This is a genomic window from Burkholderia cepacia ATCC 25416, from assembly GCF_001411495.1.
Classification (GTDB): Bacteria; Pseudomonadota; Gammaproteobacteria; order Burkholderiales; family Burkholderiaceae; genus Burkholderia; species Burkholderia cepacia.
Genome location: NZ_CP012981.1, coordinates 2,808,352 through 2,827,671, shown reverse-complemented (window position 1 = coordinate 2,827,671; position 19,320 = coordinate 2,808,352). Strand labels below are relative to the sequence as shown.

Here is a 19,320-nt window from a genome sequence, read left to right as displayed (position 1 = left end):
CGTGCCGCTCCGTTTATCCGGCGAGCGACGCGTTGCGCCGTGTGCCGGTCGATACGATGTTCATGGCCCTCTCCTCGTTGCGTTCGTCATGGATCGGAACCCATGCTATCGACGCGGTGCCGGCACGGCCCCACTCGTCGCGGGGGGGATTGACGCGCGAACGCGCTTCGGCCGATCCTTCCCCCCACACCCACCCCGGACGCTGGCCCGCACGGCACCGCCGGATTCCGACTGCTGCCCCGATGGCCCACCCACCCGCTCGCGCCGACGCGCCTCCCACCGAACTGGTCCTGAAGACGACCGCGCCGCGCGTGCCGGCGCAGTTGCTGGCCCGCGCGCGGCTGAGCCTCGCGTCGCCCGCTTTCGACGGCCGGCCGGTCACGCTCGTGCAGGCGCCGGCCGGTTACGGCAAGACGTCGCTGCTCGCGCAATGGCGCCGCGAGACCCTCGCGCTCGGCCGCGCGGTCGTATGGCTGTCGGCCGACGAGCGCGACGATGCGTCCCGGTTGCTGCAGGGGCTCGTGCAGGCGGTGCGGACCGGTTGCGCACGGCCCGGCTTCGGGCGCCTGATCCCGCCCGGCGCGGCCGACGCGGCGCGTGCGCTCGAAGGCGTGACCGCCTGGCTGGCCGAGGTCGCGCAACTGTCGATCGACGCGCTCCTGATCGTCGACGATGCGGAGCGGTTGCCGCCGGCCGGCCTCGAGGCGCTGACCTACGTGCTGCACAATGCGCCGCAAAACCTGCATGTCGTCGTCGCCGCGCGGCGCGGGCTCGACCACACGGCCGGCGACCTGCTCGCCGGCGGGCAATGCACGCTCGCGGGCCCCGACTGGCTGCGCTTCACGCTCGACGAGACGATCGCGCTGGTCGGCGCGCGCTTTGCGCAGCGGGTCGACGCCGACGCGTGCGCGCGGCTGTTCGAACGCGTCGACGGCTGGCCGCTCGGCCTGCAGCTCGCGATGGCCGCGATGGCGCGCTCGGCCGATCCGCGCCAGGCGGTCGACGCGCTCGCCGCGCGCGTGGACGGCACGCGCGACCGGCTCGTCGAGCTGCTGCTCGCGAACCTGTCGGCCGACGACACCGCGTTCCTGACACGCACGAGCGTCGCCGATCGGCTGCATCCGTCGCTGTGCGCCGCGCTGCTCGACGACGCGGGCGCGCCCGACCGTCTCGCGCGGCTCGCGCGCGACACGCCGCTGTTCATTGCATCGGACGATTCGGACTGGTGCCGGCTGCATCCGCTCGTGCGCGACACGCTGCGCGACCGCCTGGCCGCGAGCCCGGAAGCAGAGCGCAGCGTGCTGCATGCGCGCGCGGCCGCGTGGCTCGACGCGCACGGGATGACCGAGGAAGCCGCGCGCCACGCGTATGCGGCCGGCCAGGTCGAGACCGCATACGCGCTCGCGCAACGTTGCCTCGAGGATGCGATCAAGCAAGGCCGCATCAACGACGTGCTCGACTGGCTCGCACTGCTGCCCGACGCGGAGCTCGACAAGCGCCCGACGCTGCGCATCGCGGTCGCGTGGGCACTGGCGCTCGGCGAGCGCCACGTCGAGGCGCAGCGCCAGATCGCGGGCATCCTCGCGGACACCGGCACGCCCGCGGCGATGCGCTACGAATGCGCGCTGATCCTCAGCGCGGCCGCGTATTACGCCGACGAAATCGACCGTTTCGTCGAGCTGTTCGAACCGTGGGCCGACTTCACGCCGCCGGCGGCGACCTGGCTCGCGCAAATGCACGCGAACCGGCTGTCGGCGCGCGCGATCATCGTCGGCGAACCGGCGCAGGCGCGCCGTTTCCAGCACGCGGCACCGCGCGGCGAGACGGCGGCCGGGTTCGGCTACGTCGCGCGCTGGGGCGAGCTGATCACGGGCCTGAGCTACCTGCGCGAAGGCCAGGTCCGGCTGGCCGACGACACGCTGTCGCCGGCGCTGGCACGCGCGGAAGCCGATCTCGGGCGCCGCCATCCGCTGACCTGCATGCTCGCGGCGATGTGCGCGGCGCTCGCGTACGAGGCCGACCGCGTCGACCAGGCCGCCGCGTTGCTCGCGAACCGGCTCGACGTGCTCGAACATGCGGGCACGCCCGATACCGTGCTGCTCGGCTATCGCACCGCCGCGCGCATCGCGCTGCTGCGCGGCGTCGAGCACCGCGCGATCGACCTGCTCGAAGCGCTCGACGCGATGGGCGTTGCGCGCCGCCTGCCGCGCCTGTCGGTCGCGAGCCTCGCCGAACAGGTGCGCATTCACGCGGCGCGTTATCGCGAGGCGACCTGCCATGCGCTCGTCGAGCGGATCGATGCGATCGCGGCCGCCGAGTTTCCGTCGCACGGGCCGTTGTGGCGGCGCCCGGTCGTGCTGCTGCAGGCGAGCGCGCATGCGGGTGCGGCGCTGGCCGCGCGCCGCTGGGACGACGCGCGCGCGGCGCTCGACGAAGCGGCGGTGCTGGCCCGTGAAATGAGCATGGGCCAGGCGCGCATCGAGATCATGGCGCTCGGCGCGTTCGCGCGCGAACAGTCCGGGGGCGGCGGCCGCGCGCTGCTCGACGAGGCGATGAACCTCGCGGAGCTGTTCGGGCTCACGCGCACGCTCGCCGACGCGCATCCGGCCATCGCCGACTGGGCGCGCCGCGCCGGCGACGAAGCGGCCGCCGGCGCCGGTTCCGCGCGGCACGCGTTGCCGCCGCCGCGCATCGTGCCGCCCGCCCCGCGCGGCGCGGCCAGCCCGCGCGCGGTGCCGAGCGTCGTCTTGACGCCGAAGGAGCGCGCGATTCTCGAGCTGCTCGCGCGCAACCTGTCGAACAAGGAGATCGCGGTGGCGCTCGCCGTCGGCGAGGAAACCGTGAAGTGGCACCTGAAGAACCTGTTCGGCAAGCTCGACGCCAGCTCGCGCAAGCATGCGGTGCGCCGCGCGCTGGTGCTCGGCCTGCTCGAAAGCGCGCCGTAACGCCGGTTTCGCCGATCGGGCGGCGCTCCCGCCCCCACCTTCCGCGATTCTCCGCAACCCTGCCCCCCGCGCATGGGGGGGAGCGGCCGCCCGCCGTTGCGTAGTCTTTCCGCATGGCTCACGCGGGCGCCGCCTGTCACGTCTTCCCGCCCGCCTCGTTGCTTCCCCGCTTCAACCGGACGGGCTCGACCCCGTCCGGTCCAATACGACCCTGGAGACTTCATGAAGACGAAACTGGCCGCGCTCGCGGCGCTTGCCTGCTGTTCGGCGCTCGCGCACGCGCAATCCTCCGTCACGCTCTACGGCGTGATCGACACGGGCCTGCTGTACCAGAGCACGTCGGCGGCGTCGTTCAGCCCCACCGCGCCGAATACGGGCAAGGTGTTCCGCATGAAGGACGGCGGCATCTACTCGAGCTTCTGGGGCATCAAGGGCAGCGAGGACATCGGCGGCGGCTACAAGGTCAACTTCAAGCTGCAGGGTTCGTTCGACAGCGGCACCGGCAAGCTGCAGCTGAGCGATACGCCGGGCGCCGTCGCGATCTTCAACCAGGTCGCGTCGCTCGGCGTGTCGGGCCCGTTCGGCACCTTCACGGCCGGCCGCCAGATCGTGCCGATGATCTACGCGATGGCCGACACCGACGTGCGCAACGCGCAGTTCTTCGGCAGCGTGCTGACCGCGTGGCTCGGCCTGAACACGGCGGCCGGCTGGCCCGGGACGAGCACCAACGGCGCGATCGGCGCGCTGTACGACAGCAATGCGCTCGTCTATCAGTCGCCGGTGTTCGCGGGCGCGTCGATCGCGCTCGAATACGCGCCGGGCGGCGTGGCCGGGCAGTTCCAGGGCGGCACGCGCGAATCGGTCGTGCTCAAGTATGCGAACTACGGGCTGAACGCGTCGGCCGTCTACTACAACGGGCACGACACGAACCCGGCGCCGGGCGTCGCGCCGACCGGCGTCGACAACAACCGCTTCGTCTACGTCGGCGCGAAATACACGATCCGCGACTTCTCGGTGTCGGCGTCGTACGGCAACGGCCGAAATCCGTCGCATGCGGACAAGGTGAACCTCGACATGCTGTCGGCCGGCATCGGCTATCGCTTCACGCCTTTCCTTCAGGTGAGCTCGGCCGTGTATTACCTGAAGGATCGCAACGTCTCGGCGAACAAGTCGACGTCGGTCGTGCTCGCGGCCGACTACAGCCTGTCGAAGCGCACGACGGTCTATGCGCAGGTCGGCCATGTGAACAACCGCGGCACGATGGACCAGATGCTCGTGTACGGGCAGCCGGTCGCGCCGGGCGTCGGCACGACGGCCGCGATGGTCGGGCTGCGGCACAACTTCTGACGGCGGCCGGGCGTGTGGCGGACGTGCGGCGGCCATTGGTGACCCTTGGCGGCCGTCGCGCGCGGCCGCCGCCAGCATCGATCGCCGGGATCGGCTACAGTGGGCGTTTTCGGCGCGCGCCGTTCCGCCGCCGCGCCACCGTCCGTGGCGCGCGGCAGCAAGGACGGTGCGCAAGTCATTCACTTCGACGAGCGAACCTTCATGCCCGATCTGTCCGCCTTCCCGATCACGCAAAAGTGGCCGGCCCAGCATCCCGACCGTCTCCAGCTCTACTCGCTGCCGACGCCGAACGGCGTCAAGGTGTCGATCATGCTCGAGGAAACCGGCCTGCCGTACGAGCCGCACCTCGTGCGCTTCGACACGAACGACCAGCTCTCGCCCGCGTTCCTGTCGCTGAACCCGAACAACAAGATCCCGGCGATCATCGATCCGGACGGCCCCGACGGCAAGCCGCTGCCGCTGTTCGAATCGGGCGCGATCCTGATCTATCTCGCGGACAAGACGGGCCAGTTGATCCCGAAGGATCTCGCGGGCCGCTACGAGACGATCCAGTGGGTGATGTTCCAGATGGGCGGCATCGGGCCGATGTTCGGCCAGGTCGGCTTCTTCCACAAGTTCGCCGGCCGCGACTACGAGGACAAGCGCCCGCGCGACCGCTACGTCGACGAGTCGAAGCGCCTGCTCGGCGTGCTCGACGCGCATCTCGCGAACCGCCAGTGGGTGATGGGCGATACCTACACGATCGCCGACATCGCGATCTTCCCGTGGGTGCGAAATCTTGTTGGTTTCTATGAAGCGGGCGATCTGGTCGGCTTTAGTGAATTCCGCAACGTCAAGCGGGTGCTCGATGCGTTTGTTGCGCGTCCGGCCGTTGCGCGTGGGCTCAATATTCCGGCGCGGGGCTGAGCGGCTGGGCGGGTCGCGCGTTGTGCGGCCCGCGCGGCTGCAGACTTGAAGCGCCCGCCGTGTTGGGCGGCGGGCTTTCGGGGGCATTGCGATTTTCCGGGGAATGCTGGGGAGACGGTCGGTGTTCGGCCAATGACGGTCAGTCGCCGCCGATCCCCGGGAGTCCGCTATCAAACAACAGTTCGTCGGCCGCTGTTGGGCTGGCGATGAACCGACCTCTTGAGTAACGAATTCGGAAACCCTCGTTATAGGACGGACTCCTCCGCCGTCACCTACGACGCTATGCGAGAAGTCGTGCGTCGCGAATGATTTCCTCTCCACACTCGGTTGGCGCGGCCAACATTCTCTTAACTCTATTGAGCGCTTTTCGCGACGGTAACCAAATTACACCATCGCCCCGAGAATATTCGGTCGCTAGTTGGTGGCGCTTTAGCAATTCAAGGACATCGGAAACACAACGCCGCTCGTCAACATCGAGCCCCCTGAATAGTGCCCCCTCTGCGCGCCCCGATAAACTTTGAATAAAAAGCTTCCGCAGCGTTATCAGCAAGACTTTCTCGCCGATGCTCATTTGTGCAGACCGGATTGCTCCGTTCGTTCCGCTAGAATCAAATGCAACGAACTCGCACGTGGCAGAAAATCTATCGCTCGGCAAATCCTTAGAAGAGATTCGGCCACTCATCTGTTCGAATAGGCAGTTGTCAAAGTAGGGAAGTTTATTGGAAGGAGTTTCCGGCTCGAGTAGAACATGATCGAAGATACAATGGGAAAACGAAAGCTTACTAAGATCCGACTGTGCTTGGTGAAATTCGATGACATCGCCTGCGAAGCTAATTTCAGACGCATTAAGCGAAATGTCCATTTCGATGCTGCCCTTAAGCAGTACCATTGCCACATCTCCGCGCGCACATGCTAAATCGGTTCTGCTGTTCAGAAACGCAGTAGCCTGTTGGATGTTGCTTCGAAGGTTTCCTTTCGCTTTCAATCTTCGCACCGCCAGTTCGGCACCAACATGAGATATTGCACGGTCACAGGTATTCATAACATCCACCCACGAGCGGTCCTTGGCTACCTCGTATGGGGATTCAAGAAACATCAAAAGTTCACGGCCGTTGCAAACCGAAGCTAGTTCTTTGTCCACGAAGCAGCGACTTTCATCTTCAGCCCTGTAAATTCCCAAACCTGGTAGCCGCTGAATCGCAAGTACGCCTTGTTCGTCTGGCTCATAACCGCAAACCTCGCTAAAGGCGGAGAAGAGATCGCTTCTTGCGATGGGGCCCAATCCATCTTCGGAGGTCCGAGCCGAAGTTGCCGCACGTTGCAGGATGCGCCGCAACGTGGGGCCATCGAGATTGGTTTCGATTGCTTCCTCTCGAACGTAAATCCGGTCAAGGAGGTAGTCCCAACCGTCGACGGCGTCGGGAACGCTTGCTGGATTTGAAAAATCTGTAAGCAACCCCCGCGATGCAAGGTAACCTAGCAGCAACGGACGAGTAGGGAGCCAAGCCGGGAAGGCATGATCACTTGATAGGTTTGGAAACGAAGAGAGAAATTTCTTCACTTGGTCATCGTTAAACTCATCAACGCTTAATACCTGTGCGTTGCCCAAACCCAAAGCTCGACACAGTTCTGACTCATTCTCGAAATAATGGCTTCGGCCGCTGACAACTACGCCACTGCCATTACTATCACGCACAAGTTTCCGAATGCCTTCCAAAGAGCGTGTGCGAAGATCCTTAAGCTTTTTCCACGAGCCCTGTACACCCAGTGACGTAACCTCGTCAAATCCATCGGCTAGTAAAATGACGAATCCAGCCCTCCACGCTCGGATTAGCGAACTGGGAGAATCGAACCCAATGCTTCGAGCATGTCTTTCGAGTAGCTCAATAGGATCGCTTTGCCCAGAATGCTCGCGCAAGTTGATGTAGACAGGAAACTTTGCTGTCCTTCCTTTGATATACATGTCTTGAAGTCGCATGTAGATCTCGCGCAACGTCATGCTCTTTCCTGCACCGTACTGCCCGACGATTGCGAAATGCTCGCCCACAAGGACTCTCGTCACAATGTTGTCAACCATGCAGTAGCTGTCGGTCGCGGCATGGCTGAGACCGATTTCCACAAAGGGGGCCGCGGGTATTTTAGACTTCGTTGCGAAATCTTGAACGCTTCCAAATGAATGATTGCCCCGCGCTGACAAATAGGCACGTACATCGATGAGGCTTTGCTGAAACTGAGTGAACGACACCGCGCGGACTTGTCCCTTGCCCAATTCTTGGACTTCTTTCCGCTGTTCTGCTGTCGGTTCGCTTTTTGTCACGAACCAACCAATCGCAATTTTCAGTGCTCCAGTGCGATTGTGTTCAGAAATAGCTTTGAAAAGCTTCCGCGTATCTTCTTTTGCTTTCCCGGTCCCTGCCGATACCGTAGCTTCGATAAAGTTGATGGACTCTTCTGTTTCAAAAACGCCATCCCTTTCACGGCCTTCTAACATCTGTGCCCCTGAATACTGAGCCGCCGACCATTTCGCTCTTGCAATTCGGCGGACCTCATCTTCAAAATCTCGGTCTGATTGTGTAGTTGACATATTCTTAGAGTTATCAAAATTATGGTCGAAGCCTGTCTTTCAGGCCCCCCGTGATTATAGTGCGGCATCACACCAGGGAGTCGCCGCGGTGGCAGTCAGAATTGGGGCTGCACTGCAGACGTTCACGAGGCCGGATCGAGCGTCCGAAACGGGTCGCCAAGCGACATCCACGAAAATTCACGCAGAACCGTGCTTTTGCCCGCAGCGCGCATTTGCGTGACGCATTCCGCGGCGCTACTTGCCTTCCGGCTCTCCCGGCGCCCCGCCCCCCAGCCCCGCCAGCAGCTTCTCCAACAGTCGCGACAACTGCGCCTGCTCATCATCCGACAGCACGGCCAGCAACGCGCGCTGGTTGTCGATGTGCGCGACGACCGCTTCGTCGATCAGCGCGCGGCCGGTATCCGTCAGCGCGACGAGCGTGCCGCGCCCGTCGGCCGGGTTCGGCCGGCGCTCGACCCAGCCGGCCTTCTGCAGCCGGTCGATGCGCGCGGTCATCCCGCCCGACGACATCATCAGCGCGTCGTACAGTGCCGTCGGCGTCAGCGCGAACGGCGCACCGCCGCGCCGCAGCGTCGCGAGCACGTCGAATTCGCCCGGCTGCATCCCGTAGCGCGCGAACAGCGGATTGAGACGGTCGCGCGCGATCACGAGCGCCGCTTCCTGCAGCCGCCCCATCACCACCATCGACGACGCGTCGAGATCCGGACGCTCGTTACGCCATTGCGCGAGCGCATGCGCGGCTCGATCCACCTGATCCATTAACCCTCCTCGGCCTACCAGTTATCTTGACGTCGAGATAAATCGGCGTTTATCTTGATGTCGAGATACTTTACATGAAAATCGCACGGCTCCCTTCCGGGGCCGCGCACCGATTTCGAGGGCCTTGCGATGAATCGCTTCACTTCCCCCGGATGGCGGCTTGCCGCCATCGTGCTCGTCGGGCTGAACCTGCGGCCGGCGCTCGCCGCGGTCGGCCCGCTGCTCGACATGATCCAGCGCGCGACCGGCATCGGCGACGGCGCGGCCAGCCTGCTGACGACGATCCCGATCCTGCTGATGGGGCTCGGCGCGCTGAGTGCGCGGCGCCTGCAGCGCGTGACCGGCATCGCGGGCGGCGTGTGGCTCGGCGTCGCGCTGATCGGGCTGGCCTGCGTGTCGCGCATCGGCGCGCAGCACGCGTGGCTGCTGCTCGCGAGCGCCTGCTGCGCGGGTGTCGGGATCGCGATGGTGCAGGCGCTGCTGCCCGGCTTCGTGAAGGCCCATTTCGCGACGCGGATCGGCGGCGCGATGGGCGTCTATTCGACGTCGATCATGGGCGGCGCCGTGCTCGCGAGCGTCGTCGCGCCGTTCGCCGCGGCCCGCTGGGGCTGGCTCGCCGCGCTCGCGGGCTGGGCGCTGCCGGCCGCGGTGGCCGCGCTGGCGTGGCCGCTGGCCAGCCGCGGCGGCAACACGCTCGCCGCCGGGCCGGCGTCGGCAACGCATGCGCGGCCGTCGCGCTCGCCGCGCGCGTGGCGGCTCGCGCTGTTCTTCGGCATCGCGACCGGCGCGTACACGCTCGTGCTCGCGTGGCTGCCGCCCTACTACATGCGGCTCGGCTGGTCGCCGACGGCGGCCGGCAGCCTGCTCGGCGGCGTGACACTCGCGGAGGTCGTCGCGGGCCTGACGATCTCCGCGACGATCGACCGCCTGCCCGATCGCCGCCCCGCGCTGCATGCGGCGATCGCGTCGCTGTTCGTCGGTTTGCTGGTGATGCTGGCCGCGCCCGAAGCGCTCGCGTTGCCCGCCGCGCTGCTGATGGGCGCGGGGATCGGCGCGCTGTTTCCGCTGTCGCTGATCGTCACGGTCGACCATGCGGCGACGCCGGCCGATGCCGCGTCGCTGACGGGATTCGTGCAGGGCATCGGCTACCTGATCGCCGGGCTGTTTCCATTCGCGGCCGGCATCGTGCGCCAGCATCTCGCGGACCTGACGCCCGCATGGGTCGCGATGGCTTGCCTGTGTGCCGCGCTGTTCGGGCTGGCCGCGGGGTTTGCACCGCGGCTCGCGCGGCGTGTTGCGCGTGCCTAGCGCGGGACGGGGAACACGGCCGTTGCCGTTCGGCTGCGGCCGCCGCTCAGCAGTGTCCTTGTGATCGACTGCGGCGCGACTGCACGCGCGACACCGAACGCAAATCGTCGCCCCTGGCCCGGAAGCAACGTTCGCGGCGCGCGCGGCAACGCATCGTACTGGAGCGTGGTCGTGCTCAACCCGCCCCCCGTCGTCGGCATCGCCGCGTCGATCCTGATCCTCGGCGAATCGGCCGCGCCGATCTACTTCACCGGCGGTGCGATCACGATCGACGCGGCGCTCTGCACGCTTCTGCGTGAACGCCGCGCCCGTGAGTAATCAACCCGCACTCGCGTACAACGTCGAATCCGCAAACCCTTCGGCGTCGAGCACGCGCCCGATCAGGATCAGCGCGGTGCGCTCGATCTGCGTGCCCCGCACCTTGGCGACGATGTCGGCGAGCGTGCCGGTCACGCGTTCTTCATCCGGCCAGCTCGCGCGATAGATCACCGCGACCGGGCAATCGGCGCCGTAATGCGGCAGCGCTTCGTCGACGATGCGGGCGAGATGGCGCACGCCGAGATGGATCGCGAGCGTCGCGCGGTGCGCCGCGAGCGAGCCGAGCGCTTCGCCTTCCGGCATCGTCGTCTTGCCCGCGAAGCGCGTGAGGATCACCGTCTGTGCGACGCCGGGCAGCGTCAGCTCGACGCCGAGCGTCGCCGCGCATGCGGCCGTGGCCGTCACGCCGGGCACGATTTCGTACGGTATCCCGAGTGTCTTGAGACGGCGGATCTGTTCGCCGATCGCGCCATACAGCGACGGGTCGCCCGAATGCACGCGCGCGACGTCCTGCCCTTTCGCGTGCGCAGCGGCGAGCAGCGCGACGATGGCATCGAGGTCGAGCTCGGCCGTGTTGACGACCTGCTCCGCGCGATGGCCGTCGAGCACGGCGGCCGGCACCAGCGAACCCGCATACAGGATCACCGGGCACGTGCGCACGAGGCGCTGGCCCTTCACCGTGATCAGCTCCGGGTCGCCGGGGCCCGCGCCGATGAAATACACCGTCATCGAAAAATCTCCGTCAATTCATGGGATGACCGGCCGCGCGGCGTCATGCGCGCGCGGCCGGATCGAGCGCGTCGATGAGCGCCGCGGCCGAGTCGAACGCGCGGTCGGCGTCGGGCAGCGGCGGCCGGCGCAGCATCACGACCGGCAGCCTGCGTTCGCGCGCGACGTCGAGCTTGGCTTCGGTGGCCGCGCCACCGCTGTTCTTGCTGACGACGACGTCGATGCCCGCCAGCGCGAACAGCGCGCGCTCGCCGTCCAGCGTGAACGGCCCGCGCGCGGCGACGACCTGTGCACGCGCGTTGCCGGGATGCGGGTCGAGGCAGCGCACGAGCCAGAACTGGTGCGGCGGGATCGCGTCGAGATGTGCGAGCGGTTCGCGGCCGAGCGTGAACAGCGGCCGCCGGAACGGCGCGAGCGCGGCTTCGATGCCGGCCCAGTCGTCGACCATGCGCCAGTCGTCGCCGGGTTGCGGCGACCACGGCGCGCGGCGCAGCGCCCATAGCGGCACGCCCGCTTCACGCGCCGCGGCGGCGGCATTCGCGCTGATTTGCGCGGCATACGGATGCGTCGCGTCGATCACGAGGCCGATACCGGCGTCGCGCAGATACGCGGCCAGCCCGGCAGCGCCGCCGAAACCGCCGACGCGCACGTCGCAGCGCAGGTCGTCGGGCGTCTTGCCGAGGCCGGCGAGACTATAGACATGATGCGGGCCGAGCGCGCGCGCGATCTTCAGTGCGTCGCCGGTGCCGCCGAGCAGCAGGATGCGGGCGCTCATCGCGCTGTCCCGACGAAGCGGCCCTGCCGGTCGATCGCGAACATCTCGACCGCAACCGACGGCGGCACGATGTCGCGCGCGACGCGCAGCGCATGCGCGCAGACGAGATCGCCGAGCGGCACACCGTCGGCGTGCGCGAGCTTCAGCGCTTCCTGGCTCGTGTTCGCGGCGCGCATCGCGGCCTGCAGCGCGTCGCTCGCACCGGCCTCGGCCGCCCACTGCGCGAGCAACGGCAGGTCGATGCTCGAATGGCGGCTGTGCAGGTCGAGATGGCCGGCCGCGAGTTTGCTGAGCTTGCCGAAGCCGCCGCACATCGACAGCCGCGCGACCGGCGCGCGCCGCAGGTGCTTGAGCACCGCGCCCGCGAAATCGCCCATCTCGATCAGCGCCATGTCGGGGAGGTGGTAGTGCGCGCGCATCGCATCCTCGCTTGCGTTGCCCGTGCACGCGGCGATATGCGTGATGCCGTTCGCCCGCGCGACGTCGATGCCCTGGTGGATCGACGCGATATAGGCCGAGCACGAGAACGGCCGCACGATGCCGGTCGTGCCGAGGATCGACAACCCGCCGACGATGCCGAGGCGCGGGTTCATCGTCTTCAGCGCGAGCGCCTCGCCGCCCTCGACGCCGATCGTCACGTCGAAGCCGCCCGCATACCCATGCTCGGCCGCCAGCGCTTCCAGGTGCGTCGTCATCATCCGGCGCGGCACCGGGTTGATCGCCGGTTCACCGACCGGCAGCGTCAGCCCCGCGCGCGTGACCGTGCCGACACCCGGCCCCGCATGAAAACGCACGCCGGGCGCCGCCGCGAGCGCGACACGCGCGAAGATCAGCGCGCCGTGCGTGACGTCCGGATCGTCGCCGGCATCCTTGATCGTGCCGGCTTCCGCGCCGTCGGCCGTCGTCCGGCAGAAATCGAGCCGCATCATCACGCGCTGCCCCTTCGGCAGCACGATCTCGACCGCGTCGTCCGCACGCCCCGCGAGCAGCAGCCGCGCGGCGGCGAGCGACGTCGCGGTCGCGCAACTGCCGGTCGTGTAGCCGAAGCGTAGCGGCGCGGGCTGTTCGGGGGTTTCGTCGCGCATCACGCGTCCGTTGTATGCGTCGTGGCCGGCGAAGCCGCCGTGTCGGCCATGTCGACCGTGTCCGGCTTGCGCACGTCGTACAGCGTGACCGGCAGCGGCTGACGCCAGGTGTCGAAGCGGCCGAGCGGCTCGGCATGCGCGAGCGACACGCGCGTGAGCGTGCCGCCATGCGTCTCGCGCCATGCGGCGAGCGCCAGTTCGCCCTGCAGCGTGACCGCGTTCGCGACCAGCCGGCCGCCGGGCTTCAGCGATACCCAGCACGCGTCGAGCACGCCGGCCGCGGTCGCCCCGCCGCCGATGAAAATCGCGTCGGGCGCGGCGAGCCCCGCGAGCGCATCGGGTGCGCGGCCCGCGACGAGTTGCAGGCCCGGCACGCCGAGCGCGTCGCGGTTGTGCTCGATGAAGCGCTGCCGCTCCGCATGCGCTTCGATCGCGATCGCCTGGCATGACGGATGCGCGCGCATCCATTCGATGCCGATCGAGCCGCTACCGGCGCCGACGTCCCACAGCAGCTCGCCGGGCACGGGCGCGAGGCGGCCGAGCGTCATCGCGCGCAGGTCGCGCTTGGTGAGCTGGCCGTCGTGGCGGTACGCATCGTCGGGCAGGCCGGGTGTGAGCGCGCGGCGCGGCGCGTCGGGGCCGGCCCGGCAGTCGAGCGCGACCAGATTGAGCGCGGCCGTTTCGGCGACGCGCCAGTCCTGCGCGAGCCCGTCGAGACGCCGCTCGAGCGGGCCGCCCAGATGCTCGAACACGCTGATGCGCGTCGGCCCGAAGCCGCGTGCGACGAGTTCGGCCGCGACGGCGGCCGGCGTCCGGCCGTCGGCGCTCAGCACGAACAGGCGGCGGCCCGGCAGCAGGTGGCGCGCGAGCGCCGCAAGCGGACGGCCGACGAGCGAAACCGCGCCGACATCCTGCAGTGCCCAGCCGAGGCGTGCGGCCGCCAGCGACAGCGACGACGGCGCGGGCAGCACGCGCCATTCGTCAGGGGACAGCGAGCGCGCGAGCGTGGCGCCGACGCCGAACAGCATCGGGTCGCCGCTGGCGAGCACGCAGACGGGCGACATGCGCCGTGCAAGCACGCCCGCAAGGTCGAACGGCGACGGCCACGCTTCGCGCGCGGCCGGCAGCCGCGCGGGCAGCATGTCGAGATGCCGCTTCGCGCCGACGACGAGCGTCGCGTCGAGCAGCGCGCGGCGCGCGCTGCGGCCGAGCCCCGCGTAACCGTCGTCGCCGATGCCCACTACCGTCAGCCACGCCGTCATGCACCCTTCCCCATCGTTCGATTCCATCCCGTTTGTTGCGATGCGCGGCTGCCGGAGCGCCGCGCGTTGATTCGTTGCTGATCCCGATCCGCTTTCGCGCCACGCACGCCCTTCGGTGCGATGCAGCGGCGACGTCACCCGAGCGGCACGCCGACGACAAACGTCAGCAAGGCCAGAACCATGCCGCCGATCGACGCGATCAGCAGCCAGCCGAGCAGCAGCCACATGAGCGGCCGCGTCCCGCTTTTCCTGTACAGGAGCGTGCCGCCCGCGACGATCGGCACGCCGAGGCCGGCGAGCCCGACATTCTTCGGCCACTCGGCCGACGGTGCAAGCGGGATCAGCACGCACGCGAGCAGGACCCATGCGGGGATGGCCAGCAGGCCCAGTGCGATGCCCATGCCGAACAGTTCCGTCCTGCCGAGTTTCATGGCGGATGCCGGCGGTCGCCGATCTGATGTCGAGGCGCCAATCCTACCATTTGCGAGACAGCGCAAAACCGTCTGCGGCCATGCTGCGACGCGGTTGCGCGACGTACCGCCGATGCCGGATCGTCGCGAAAATCGGGTATCCTACGGCCGTTCGTTCGCCGGTGCCCTTCGGGGCCGAAGAGGGAACACAGGGCGCCCCACGCGCCGCTGTGGCTGCCCCCGCAACTGTAGACAGCGAGCCGATCTCCCCCTCATGCCACTGGTTTCGCCGGGAAGGCCGGGAGCCGGCGCCGACCTGTCAGCCAGGAGACCTGCCGGCCAGAAAGTGCGTGCGTGCCAGTCGGCGTCGGGCGGGGTGTACCGACGCGTTGGCCGCGGCGCGACACTGCCCCGGTACCCCGTGAGTTCCGCCCCCGATTCGATTCCTGCGTCGCCCGTCGTGCGCCCGTCGGCTTGCCCGGGGCTCGTGCGCGTGGTCGCGGCCGCCGACGGCGGGCTGTGCCGGATCAAGCTGCCGGGCGGCCGGCTCGATGCGCATCAGGCGCGCGCGATCGCCGCCGCTGCGCGTGCCTGCGGCTCCGGTGCGATCGACGCGACCAATCGCGCGAATCTCCAGCTGCGCGGCATTCGCGACGGCGCGGCCGACGCGCTGATACGCGCGTTGCTCGACGCGGGCCTCGGCCCGTCCGTCGACGCCACCGCGGATGCCGTCGCCGATACCGCCGCGCTCGCCGCGAGCGACGACGTCCGCAACGTGATGCTCAGCCCGCTCGCCGGTGACGACCCCGCCGCCCTCGTCGACGGCCGCGCGCTCGCCGCGCCGCTCCTCGACATGCTGGCGCGCGAGCCGCGCCGTGGCGAGCTGTCGCCGAAATTCTCGATCCAGCTCGACGGCGGCGAATCGGTTGCGGCGCTCGATCATCCGCACGACATCTGGCTCGCCGCATGGCGTCGCGGCGACGGTGCGATGCGCATCGCGGCCGGGCTGGCCGGCTGCCCGCCGGTCGCGCACGACGACCGACCGGCCTCGGTCGATGTCGCGCCCGATCAAGGTGTCGCGCTGGTCCGCGCGCTGCTGCTCGCGTTCCTCGATCTCGCGCCGGCGGACGTCACGCGGATGCGTGCCCTGCTCGCGACCTGCGGCGAACGCGCGCTGCTCGAGCGCGCGCAGCACTATGTGCCGTTCGCGCTTGCGGCCGATCCGGCGCTCGCCGGCTGGCGCCGCGCGCGCACCGATCCGGCGCTGCGTTTCGGCGTACATCCGTCGCGCGATACCGCGCGCTGCCACGTCGGCGCGCAATTCCCGCTCGGCCGGCTCGACGCCACGCAACTGGAACGGCTCGCCGCGCTGGCCGAAACCGACGGCGACGGCACGCTGTCGATGACGCCCTGGCAAGGCGTGTTCATGCATCGCGTCCCGCGTGAACGCGCGCCGGCCACGCTCGATGCGCTGGCATCGCTCGGCCTCGTCTGCGCGTCGTCCGACCCGCTGGCGCCGCTCGTCGCGTGCACCGGCAGCGCGGGCTGCGCGAAAGCGCGCGCCGACACGAAACACGACGCGCTCGCGCTCGCCGCGCGCATCGGCCATGCGGTCGACGTGCACCTGACCGGCTGCGAGCGCCATTGCGCGCTGCCGCATCCCGCGACGCACACGCTCGTCGCGGTTGCGCCCGCGCACTACGACCTTTACCGGCGCGATGCGGCCGCGGGCCTCGGCGCCCCGCTCGCGCGCCATCTGACGATTGACCAGGCCGCGGCCCGACTGACGGGCGCGCGGCACAGCCAGGACACCACCGATGCTTGACTACATTCGCGACGGGCAGGAAATCTACCGCCAGTCGTTCGCGACGATCCGCGCCGAGGCCGACCTGTCGCAGGTTCCGCCCGACCTCGAGAAACTCGCGGTGCGCGTGATCCATGCGTGCGGGATGGTCGACGTCGTCTACGACCTGCGCTTCTCGGCCGGTGCCGGCACGGCGGGCCGCACGGCGCTCGCGGCCGGCGCGCCGATCCTGTGCGACGCGCGCATGGTCGCCGAAGGCATCACGCGCGCGCGGCTGCCGGCCGGCAACCGCGTGATCTGCACGCTCGGCGAGCCGGAAGTGCCCGATCTCGCGCGGGATCTCGGCAACACGCGTTCGGCCGCCGCGCTCGAACTGTGGCGTCCGCAGCTCGCCGGCAGCGTCGTCGTGATCGGCAATGCGCCGACCGCGCTGTTTCACCTGCTCGACATGATCGACGCCGGCGCGCCGCGCCCCGCATTGATCCTCGGTTTCCCGGTCGGCTTCATCGGTGCGGCCGAATCGAAGGCGCTGCTCGATGCCGACAGCCGCGGCGTCCCGTACGTCACGCTGCTCGGCCGCCGCGGCGGCAGCGCGATGGCCGCTGCGGCGGTCAACGCACTCGCGACGGAGGTCGAATGACGACCGCGCGCGGACGCCTGTTCGGGGTCGGCGTCGGCCCCGGCGATCCCGAACTGATGACGATCAAGGCGCTGCGCGTGCTGCAGGCCGCGCCCGTGGTCGCGTATTTCGTCGCGAAGGGCAAGAAAGGCAATGCATACGGCATCGTCGAGGCGCACCTGCGGGACGGGCAGACGCAACTGCCGCTCGTCTATCCGGTGACGACCGAGGCACTGCCGCCGCCGCTCTGCTACGAGACGGTGATCGCCGATTTCTACGACACGGCCGCCGGGGTCGTCGGTGCGCACCTCGATGCGGGGCGCGACGTCGCGGTGATCTGCGAAGGCGACCCGTTTTTCTACGGCTCGTACATGTACCTGCACGACCGCCTCGCACCGCGCTACGACACCGAGGTGATCCCCGGCGTATGCGCGATGCTCGGCGGCACCGCCGTGCTCGGCCAGCCGCTCGTCTATCGCAACCAGAGCCTGTCGGTGCTGTCGGGCGTGCTGCCCGAGCACGAGTTGCGCACGCGGCTCGCGCAGGCCGATGCGGCCGTCGTGATGAAGCTCGGCCGCAATTTCGACAAGGTGCGGCGCGTGCTCGACGAGCTGGGGCTCGCGAAGCGCGCGCTGTATGTCGAGCGCGCGACGATGGCAAGCCAGCGCATCGTGCCGCTCGATGAAGTCGATCCGATGGCGTCGCCGTATTTCTCGCTGCTCGTCGTGCCGGGGGAAAAATGGCAAGGATGACGACCCCGCCCGCGATCGTGATCCTCGGCGCGGGCGCGCTCGATACCGCGCGGCGCATCCAGGCGCGTTATCCGGGTGCGCGCGTGCACGGCCTCGCATCGCGCGTCGCCGCCGACGTGCCGTTCGACGATCTCGGCGCGCACTTGCGCGAACTCTATGCACGCGGCCTGCCAATCGTCGCGCTGTGCGCGGCCGGCATCGTGATCCGCTGCATCGCTCCGGCGCTTGCCGACAAGGGCGTCGAACCGCCCGTGCTCGCGGTGGCGGAAGACGGTTCGGCGGTCGTGCCGCTGCTCGGCGGCCTGACGGGCGTCAACGTGATGGCGCGCGAAATCGCCGCCTGCGTCGGCGTCGCGCCGGCGATCACGACGAGCGGCGAACTGCGCTTCGGCGCGTGCGTGCTCAATCCGCCGGAAGGCTATGCACTCGCCGATCTTGCCCAGGGCAAGCGCTTCGTGTCCGACCTGCTCGCGGGTGCGTCGACGCGCATCGACGGCACGGCGCCGTGGCTCGACGATGTCGCGCTGCCGCGCGACGCCGCCGCGGCGCATGCGATCCGCGTGACGCCCGAAGCCTGGCGCGGCACGCGTGACGAGCTCGTGATTCATCCGCGCAGCGTGGTGGTGGGCGTCGATGCGCACGCTGTCCACGCGGACGGCGCGCTCGCGGCGCGCATCGCGGCATCGCTCGACGCGCAGGGGCTCGCCCGGCTGGCGCTCGCGGCCATCGTGGCGCCCGCAGCGGCGATCGGCGATGCCGCGCTGGAGGATGCGGCGCACACGCTCGACGTACCGCTTCGTTTCGTCGATGCAGACGGCGACGGCAATGTACCGGCCGACGCGGCCGCGCTGCTCGGCCGCGCGTTGCGTGTCGCTCACACGCTGCGGGCCACGACGAACGGCATCGCATGCGCGGTCGCGGCGCATCCGGTCGATCCCGCCACGCTCGGCCGTGCGCGCGGCCGCCTGACGGTGCTCGGGCTCGGCCCGGGCGGCGCCGCGTGGCTCACGCCGGCCGCGCGCGCCGCGCTCGCGGACGCGACCGACATCCTCGGCTACACCACCTACGTGAACATGGCCGGCCCGTTCCGCGACGACCAGCGCGTGCACGGCACCGACAATCGCGAGGAGATGCAGCGCGCGCGCCATGCGTTCGAACTCGCGGCCGAGGGCCGGCGCGTCGCGGTCGTGTCGTCCGGCGACCCGGGCGTGTTCGCGATGGCCGCGGCCGTGCTCGAGGCGCTCGACGAAGCGCGCGACCCGCACTGGGCCGCAGTCGACCTGCGCGTGGAGCCCGGCATCTCGGCGTCGCTCGCGACGGCCGCCCAGGCCGGCGCGCCGCTCGGCCACGATTTCTGTGCGATCTCGCTGTCGGACAACCTGAAGCCGTGGGACGTGATCGAGACGCGCCTGCGGCATGCGGCGCAAGCCGATCTGGTGATGGCGTTCTACAACCCGATCTCGCGCGCGCGGCCGTGGCAGCTCGATCGCGCGCTCGATGTCGTGCGCGCGCATCGCACGGCCGATACGGTGGTCGTGCTGGGCCGCGACATCGGCCGGCCGGGCGCGACGCTCGCGACGACGACGCTCGGTGCATTGCGCAGCGACCAGGTCGACATGCGCACGATGGTGATCGTCGGCTCGTCGACGACGCGCCGCTTCGCGATCGGCGAGGGTCGCGAGTGGGTCTATACGCCGCGCTGGTATCGCTGAACCCG

At 69.0% G+C, this 19,320-nt stretch carries 16 protein-coding genes and 1 riboswitch; of the genes, 9 read left to right on the top strand and 7 right to left on the bottom strand.

The window, feature by feature from the left end; genetic code table 11:
- Positions 1-242: 242 nt before the first annotated feature.
- The 3 genes from APZ15_RS13020 (at position 243) to APZ15_RS13010 (ending at position 5,198) form a co-directional block, all read left to right on the top strand.
- Positions 243-2,945: a winged helix-turn-helix domain-containing protein gene (locus APZ15_RS13020; protein ID WP_027787399.1), complete on the top strand. Its 2,703-nt coding sequence runs from the start codon at positions 243-245 to the stop codon at positions 2,943-2,945.
- A 222-nt stretch (positions 2,946-3,167) separates the two neighbouring features.
- On the top strand, positions 3,168-4,292 hold the full coding sequence (locus APZ15_RS13015; RefSeq protein WP_027787400.1) for a porin: 1,125 nt from the start codon (positions 3,168-3,170) through the stop codon (positions 4,290-4,292).
- Between the two features lie 201 nt (positions 4,293-4,493).
- The gene (locus tag APZ15_RS13010; RefSeq protein WP_027787401.1) at positions 4,494-5,198 is read left to right on the top strand and encodes a glutathione S-transferase N-terminal domain-containing protein; all 705 of its coding nucleotides are present in this window, start codon (positions 4,494-4,496) and stop codon (positions 5,196-5,198) included.
- 280 nt (positions 5,199-5,478) lie between these two features.
- Here the strand turns inward: APZ15_RS13010 and APZ15_RS39215 are convergent, their stop codons facing one another.
- Both APZ15_RS39215 and APZ15_RS13005 read right to left on the bottom strand, forming a co-directional pair.
- Positions 5,479-7,782: an NACHT domain-containing protein gene (locus tag APZ15_RS39215; protein WP_080982142.1), complete on the bottom strand. Its 2,304-nt coding sequence runs from the start codon at positions 7,780-7,782 to the stop codon at positions 5,479-5,481.
- A gap of 234 nt (positions 7,783-8,016) precedes the next feature.
- Positions 8,017-8,532: a MarR family winged helix-turn-helix transcriptional regulator gene (locus tag APZ15_RS13005; protein ID WP_027787402.1), complete on the bottom strand. Its 516-nt coding sequence runs from the start codon at positions 8,530-8,532 to the stop codon at positions 8,017-8,019.
- A gap of 138 nt (positions 8,533-8,670) precedes the next feature.
- On the opposite strand from APZ15_RS13005, the gene APZ15_RS13000 reads away from it, so the two are divergent.
- Positions 8,671-9,849 (top strand): MFS transporter, encoded by a 1,179-nt coding sequence (locus APZ15_RS13000; RefSeq protein WP_057056461.1) that lies wholly within the window; start codon positions 8,671-8,673, stop codon positions 9,847-9,849.
- Between the two features lie 171 nt (positions 9,850-10,020).
- Complete coding sequence (locus tag APZ15_RS40890; RefSeq protein WP_155253124.1) at positions 10,021-10,167, top strand: hypothetical protein; 147 nt, start codon at positions 10,021-10,023, stop codon at positions 10,165-10,167.
- On the opposite strand, the gene cobM is transcribed toward APZ15_RS40890, so the two are convergent.
- The 5 genes from cobM to APZ15_RS12970 all read right to left on the bottom strand — a co-directional run bounded on the left by cobM (position 10,168) and on the right by APZ15_RS12970 (position 14,449).
- Positions 10,168-10,896 (bottom strand): precorrin-4 C(11)-methyltransferase, encoded by a 729-nt coding sequence (gene cobM, locus APZ15_RS12990; protein WP_027787404.1) that lies wholly within the window; start codon positions 10,894-10,896, stop codon positions 10,168-10,170.
- Between the two features lie 43 nt (positions 10,897-10,939).
- A complete protein-coding gene (locus tag APZ15_RS12985) occupies positions 10,940-11,671 on the bottom strand; it encodes a cobalt-precorrin-6A reductase (protein ID WP_027787405.1) in 732 nt (243 codons plus the stop codon).
- Complete coding sequence (locus APZ15_RS12980) at positions 11,668-12,756, bottom strand: cobalt-precorrin-5B (C(1))-methyltransferase (RefSeq protein WP_027787406.1); 1,089 nt, start codon at positions 12,754-12,756, stop codon at positions 11,668-11,670. The genes APZ15_RS12985 and APZ15_RS12980 overlap by 4 nt, the downstream gene beginning before the upstream one ends.
- Positions 12,756-14,018: a bifunctional cobalt-precorrin-7 (C(5))-methyltransferase/cobalt-precorrin-6B (C(15))-methyltransferase gene (locus tag APZ15_RS12975; protein WP_027787407.1), complete on the bottom strand. Its 1,263-nt coding sequence runs from the start codon at positions 14,016-14,018 to the stop codon at positions 12,756-12,758. Before APZ15_RS12975 ends, APZ15_RS12980 begins: the two co-directional genes overlap by 1 nt.
- A 134-nt stretch (positions 14,019-14,152) precedes the next feature.
- On the bottom strand, positions 14,153-14,449 hold the full coding sequence (locus APZ15_RS12970; RefSeq protein WP_027787408.1) for a hypothetical protein: 297 nt from the start codon (positions 14,447-14,449) through the stop codon (positions 14,153-14,155).
- Positions 14,450-14,591: 142 nt separating this feature from the next.
- A riboswitch (cobalamin riboswitch) is annotated at positions 14,592-14,782 on the top strand.
- Between the two features lie 106 nt (positions 14,783-14,888).
- On the opposite strand from APZ15_RS12970, the gene cobG reads away from it, so the two are divergent.
- From cobG to cobJ, 4 genes are read left to right on the top strand one after another with little or no spacing between them, the layout of a single operon-like run.
- Positions 14,889-16,253, top strand: coding sequence for a precorrin-3B synthase (cobG, locus tag APZ15_RS12965; protein ID WP_027787409.1), 1,365 nt, complete (start codon positions 14,889-14,891; stop codon positions 16,251-16,253).
- Positions 16,246-16,872 carry a precorrin-8X methylmutase gene (locus APZ15_RS12960; protein WP_027787410.1) on the top strand — a complete coding sequence of 209 codons (627 nt, stop codon included), beginning with the start codon at positions 16,246-16,248 and terminating at the stop codon, positions 16,870-16,872. The genes cobG and APZ15_RS12960 overlap by 8 nt, the downstream gene beginning before the upstream one ends.
- On the top strand, positions 16,869-17,603 hold the full coding sequence (locus tag APZ15_RS12955; RefSeq protein WP_027787411.1) for a precorrin-2 C(20)-methyltransferase: 735 nt from the start codon (positions 16,869-16,871) through the stop codon (positions 17,601-17,603). Before APZ15_RS12960 ends, APZ15_RS12955 begins: the two co-directional genes overlap by 4 nt.
- The gene (gene cobJ, locus APZ15_RS12950; RefSeq protein WP_027787412.1) at positions 17,600-19,315 is read left to right on the top strand and encodes a precorrin-3B C(17)-methyltransferase; all 1,716 of its coding nucleotides are present in this window, start codon (positions 17,600-17,602) and stop codon (positions 19,313-19,315) included. The genes APZ15_RS12955 and cobJ overlap by 4 nt, the downstream gene beginning before the upstream one ends.
- Positions 19,316-19,320: the final 5 nt, after the last annotated feature.

Coding starts and splice junctions, on each gene's coding strand:
- APZ15_RS39215 (WP_080982142.1), bottom strand. CDS start 7,782: ATGTCAACTACACAATCAGACCGAGATTTTGAAGATGAGGTCCGCCGA.
- APZ15_RS13020 (WP_027787399.1), top strand. CDS start 243: ATGGCCCACCCACCCGCTCGCGCCGACGCGCCTCCCACCGAACTGGTC.
- cobJ (WP_027787412.1), top strand. CDS start 17,600: ATGACGACCCCGCCCGCGATCGTGATCCTCGGCGCGGGCGCGCTCGAT.
- APZ15_RS13000 (WP_057056461.1), top strand. CDS start 8,671: ATGAATCGCTTCACTTCCCCCGGATGGCGGCTTGCCGCCATCGTGCTC.
- APZ15_RS12960 (WP_027787410.1), top strand. CDS start 16,246: ATGCTTGACTACATTCGCGACGGGCAGGAAATCTACCGCCAGTCGTTC.
- APZ15_RS13010 (WP_027787401.1), top strand. CDS start 4,494: ATGCCCGATCTGTCCGCCTTCCCGATCACGCAAAAGTGGCCGGCCCAG.
- cobM (WP_027787404.1), bottom strand. CDS start 10,896: ATGACGGTGTATTTCATCGGCGCGGGCCCCGGCGACCCGGAGCTGATC.
- APZ15_RS12980 (WP_027787406.1), bottom strand. CDS start 12,756: ATGCGCGACGAAACCCCCGAACAGCCCGCGCCGCTACGCTTCGGCTAC.
- APZ15_RS12985 (WP_027787405.1), bottom strand. CDS start 11,671: ATGAGCGCCCGCATCCTGCTGCTCGGCGGCACCGGCGACGCACTGAAG.
- APZ15_RS12955 (WP_027787411.1), top strand. CDS start 16,869: ATGACGACCGCGCGCGGACGCCTGTTCGGGGTCGGCGTCGGCCCCGGC.
- APZ15_RS12970 (WP_027787408.1), bottom strand. CDS start 14,449: ATGAAACTCGGCAGGACGGAACTGTTCGGCATGGGCATCGCACTGGGC.
- APZ15_RS12975 (WP_027787407.1), bottom strand. CDS start 14,018: ATGACGGCGTGGCTGACGGTAGTGGGCATCGGCGACGACGGTTACGCG.
- APZ15_RS13015 (WP_027787400.1), top strand. CDS start 3,168: ATGAAGACGAAACTGGCCGCGCTCGCGGCGCTTGCCTGCTGTTCGGCG.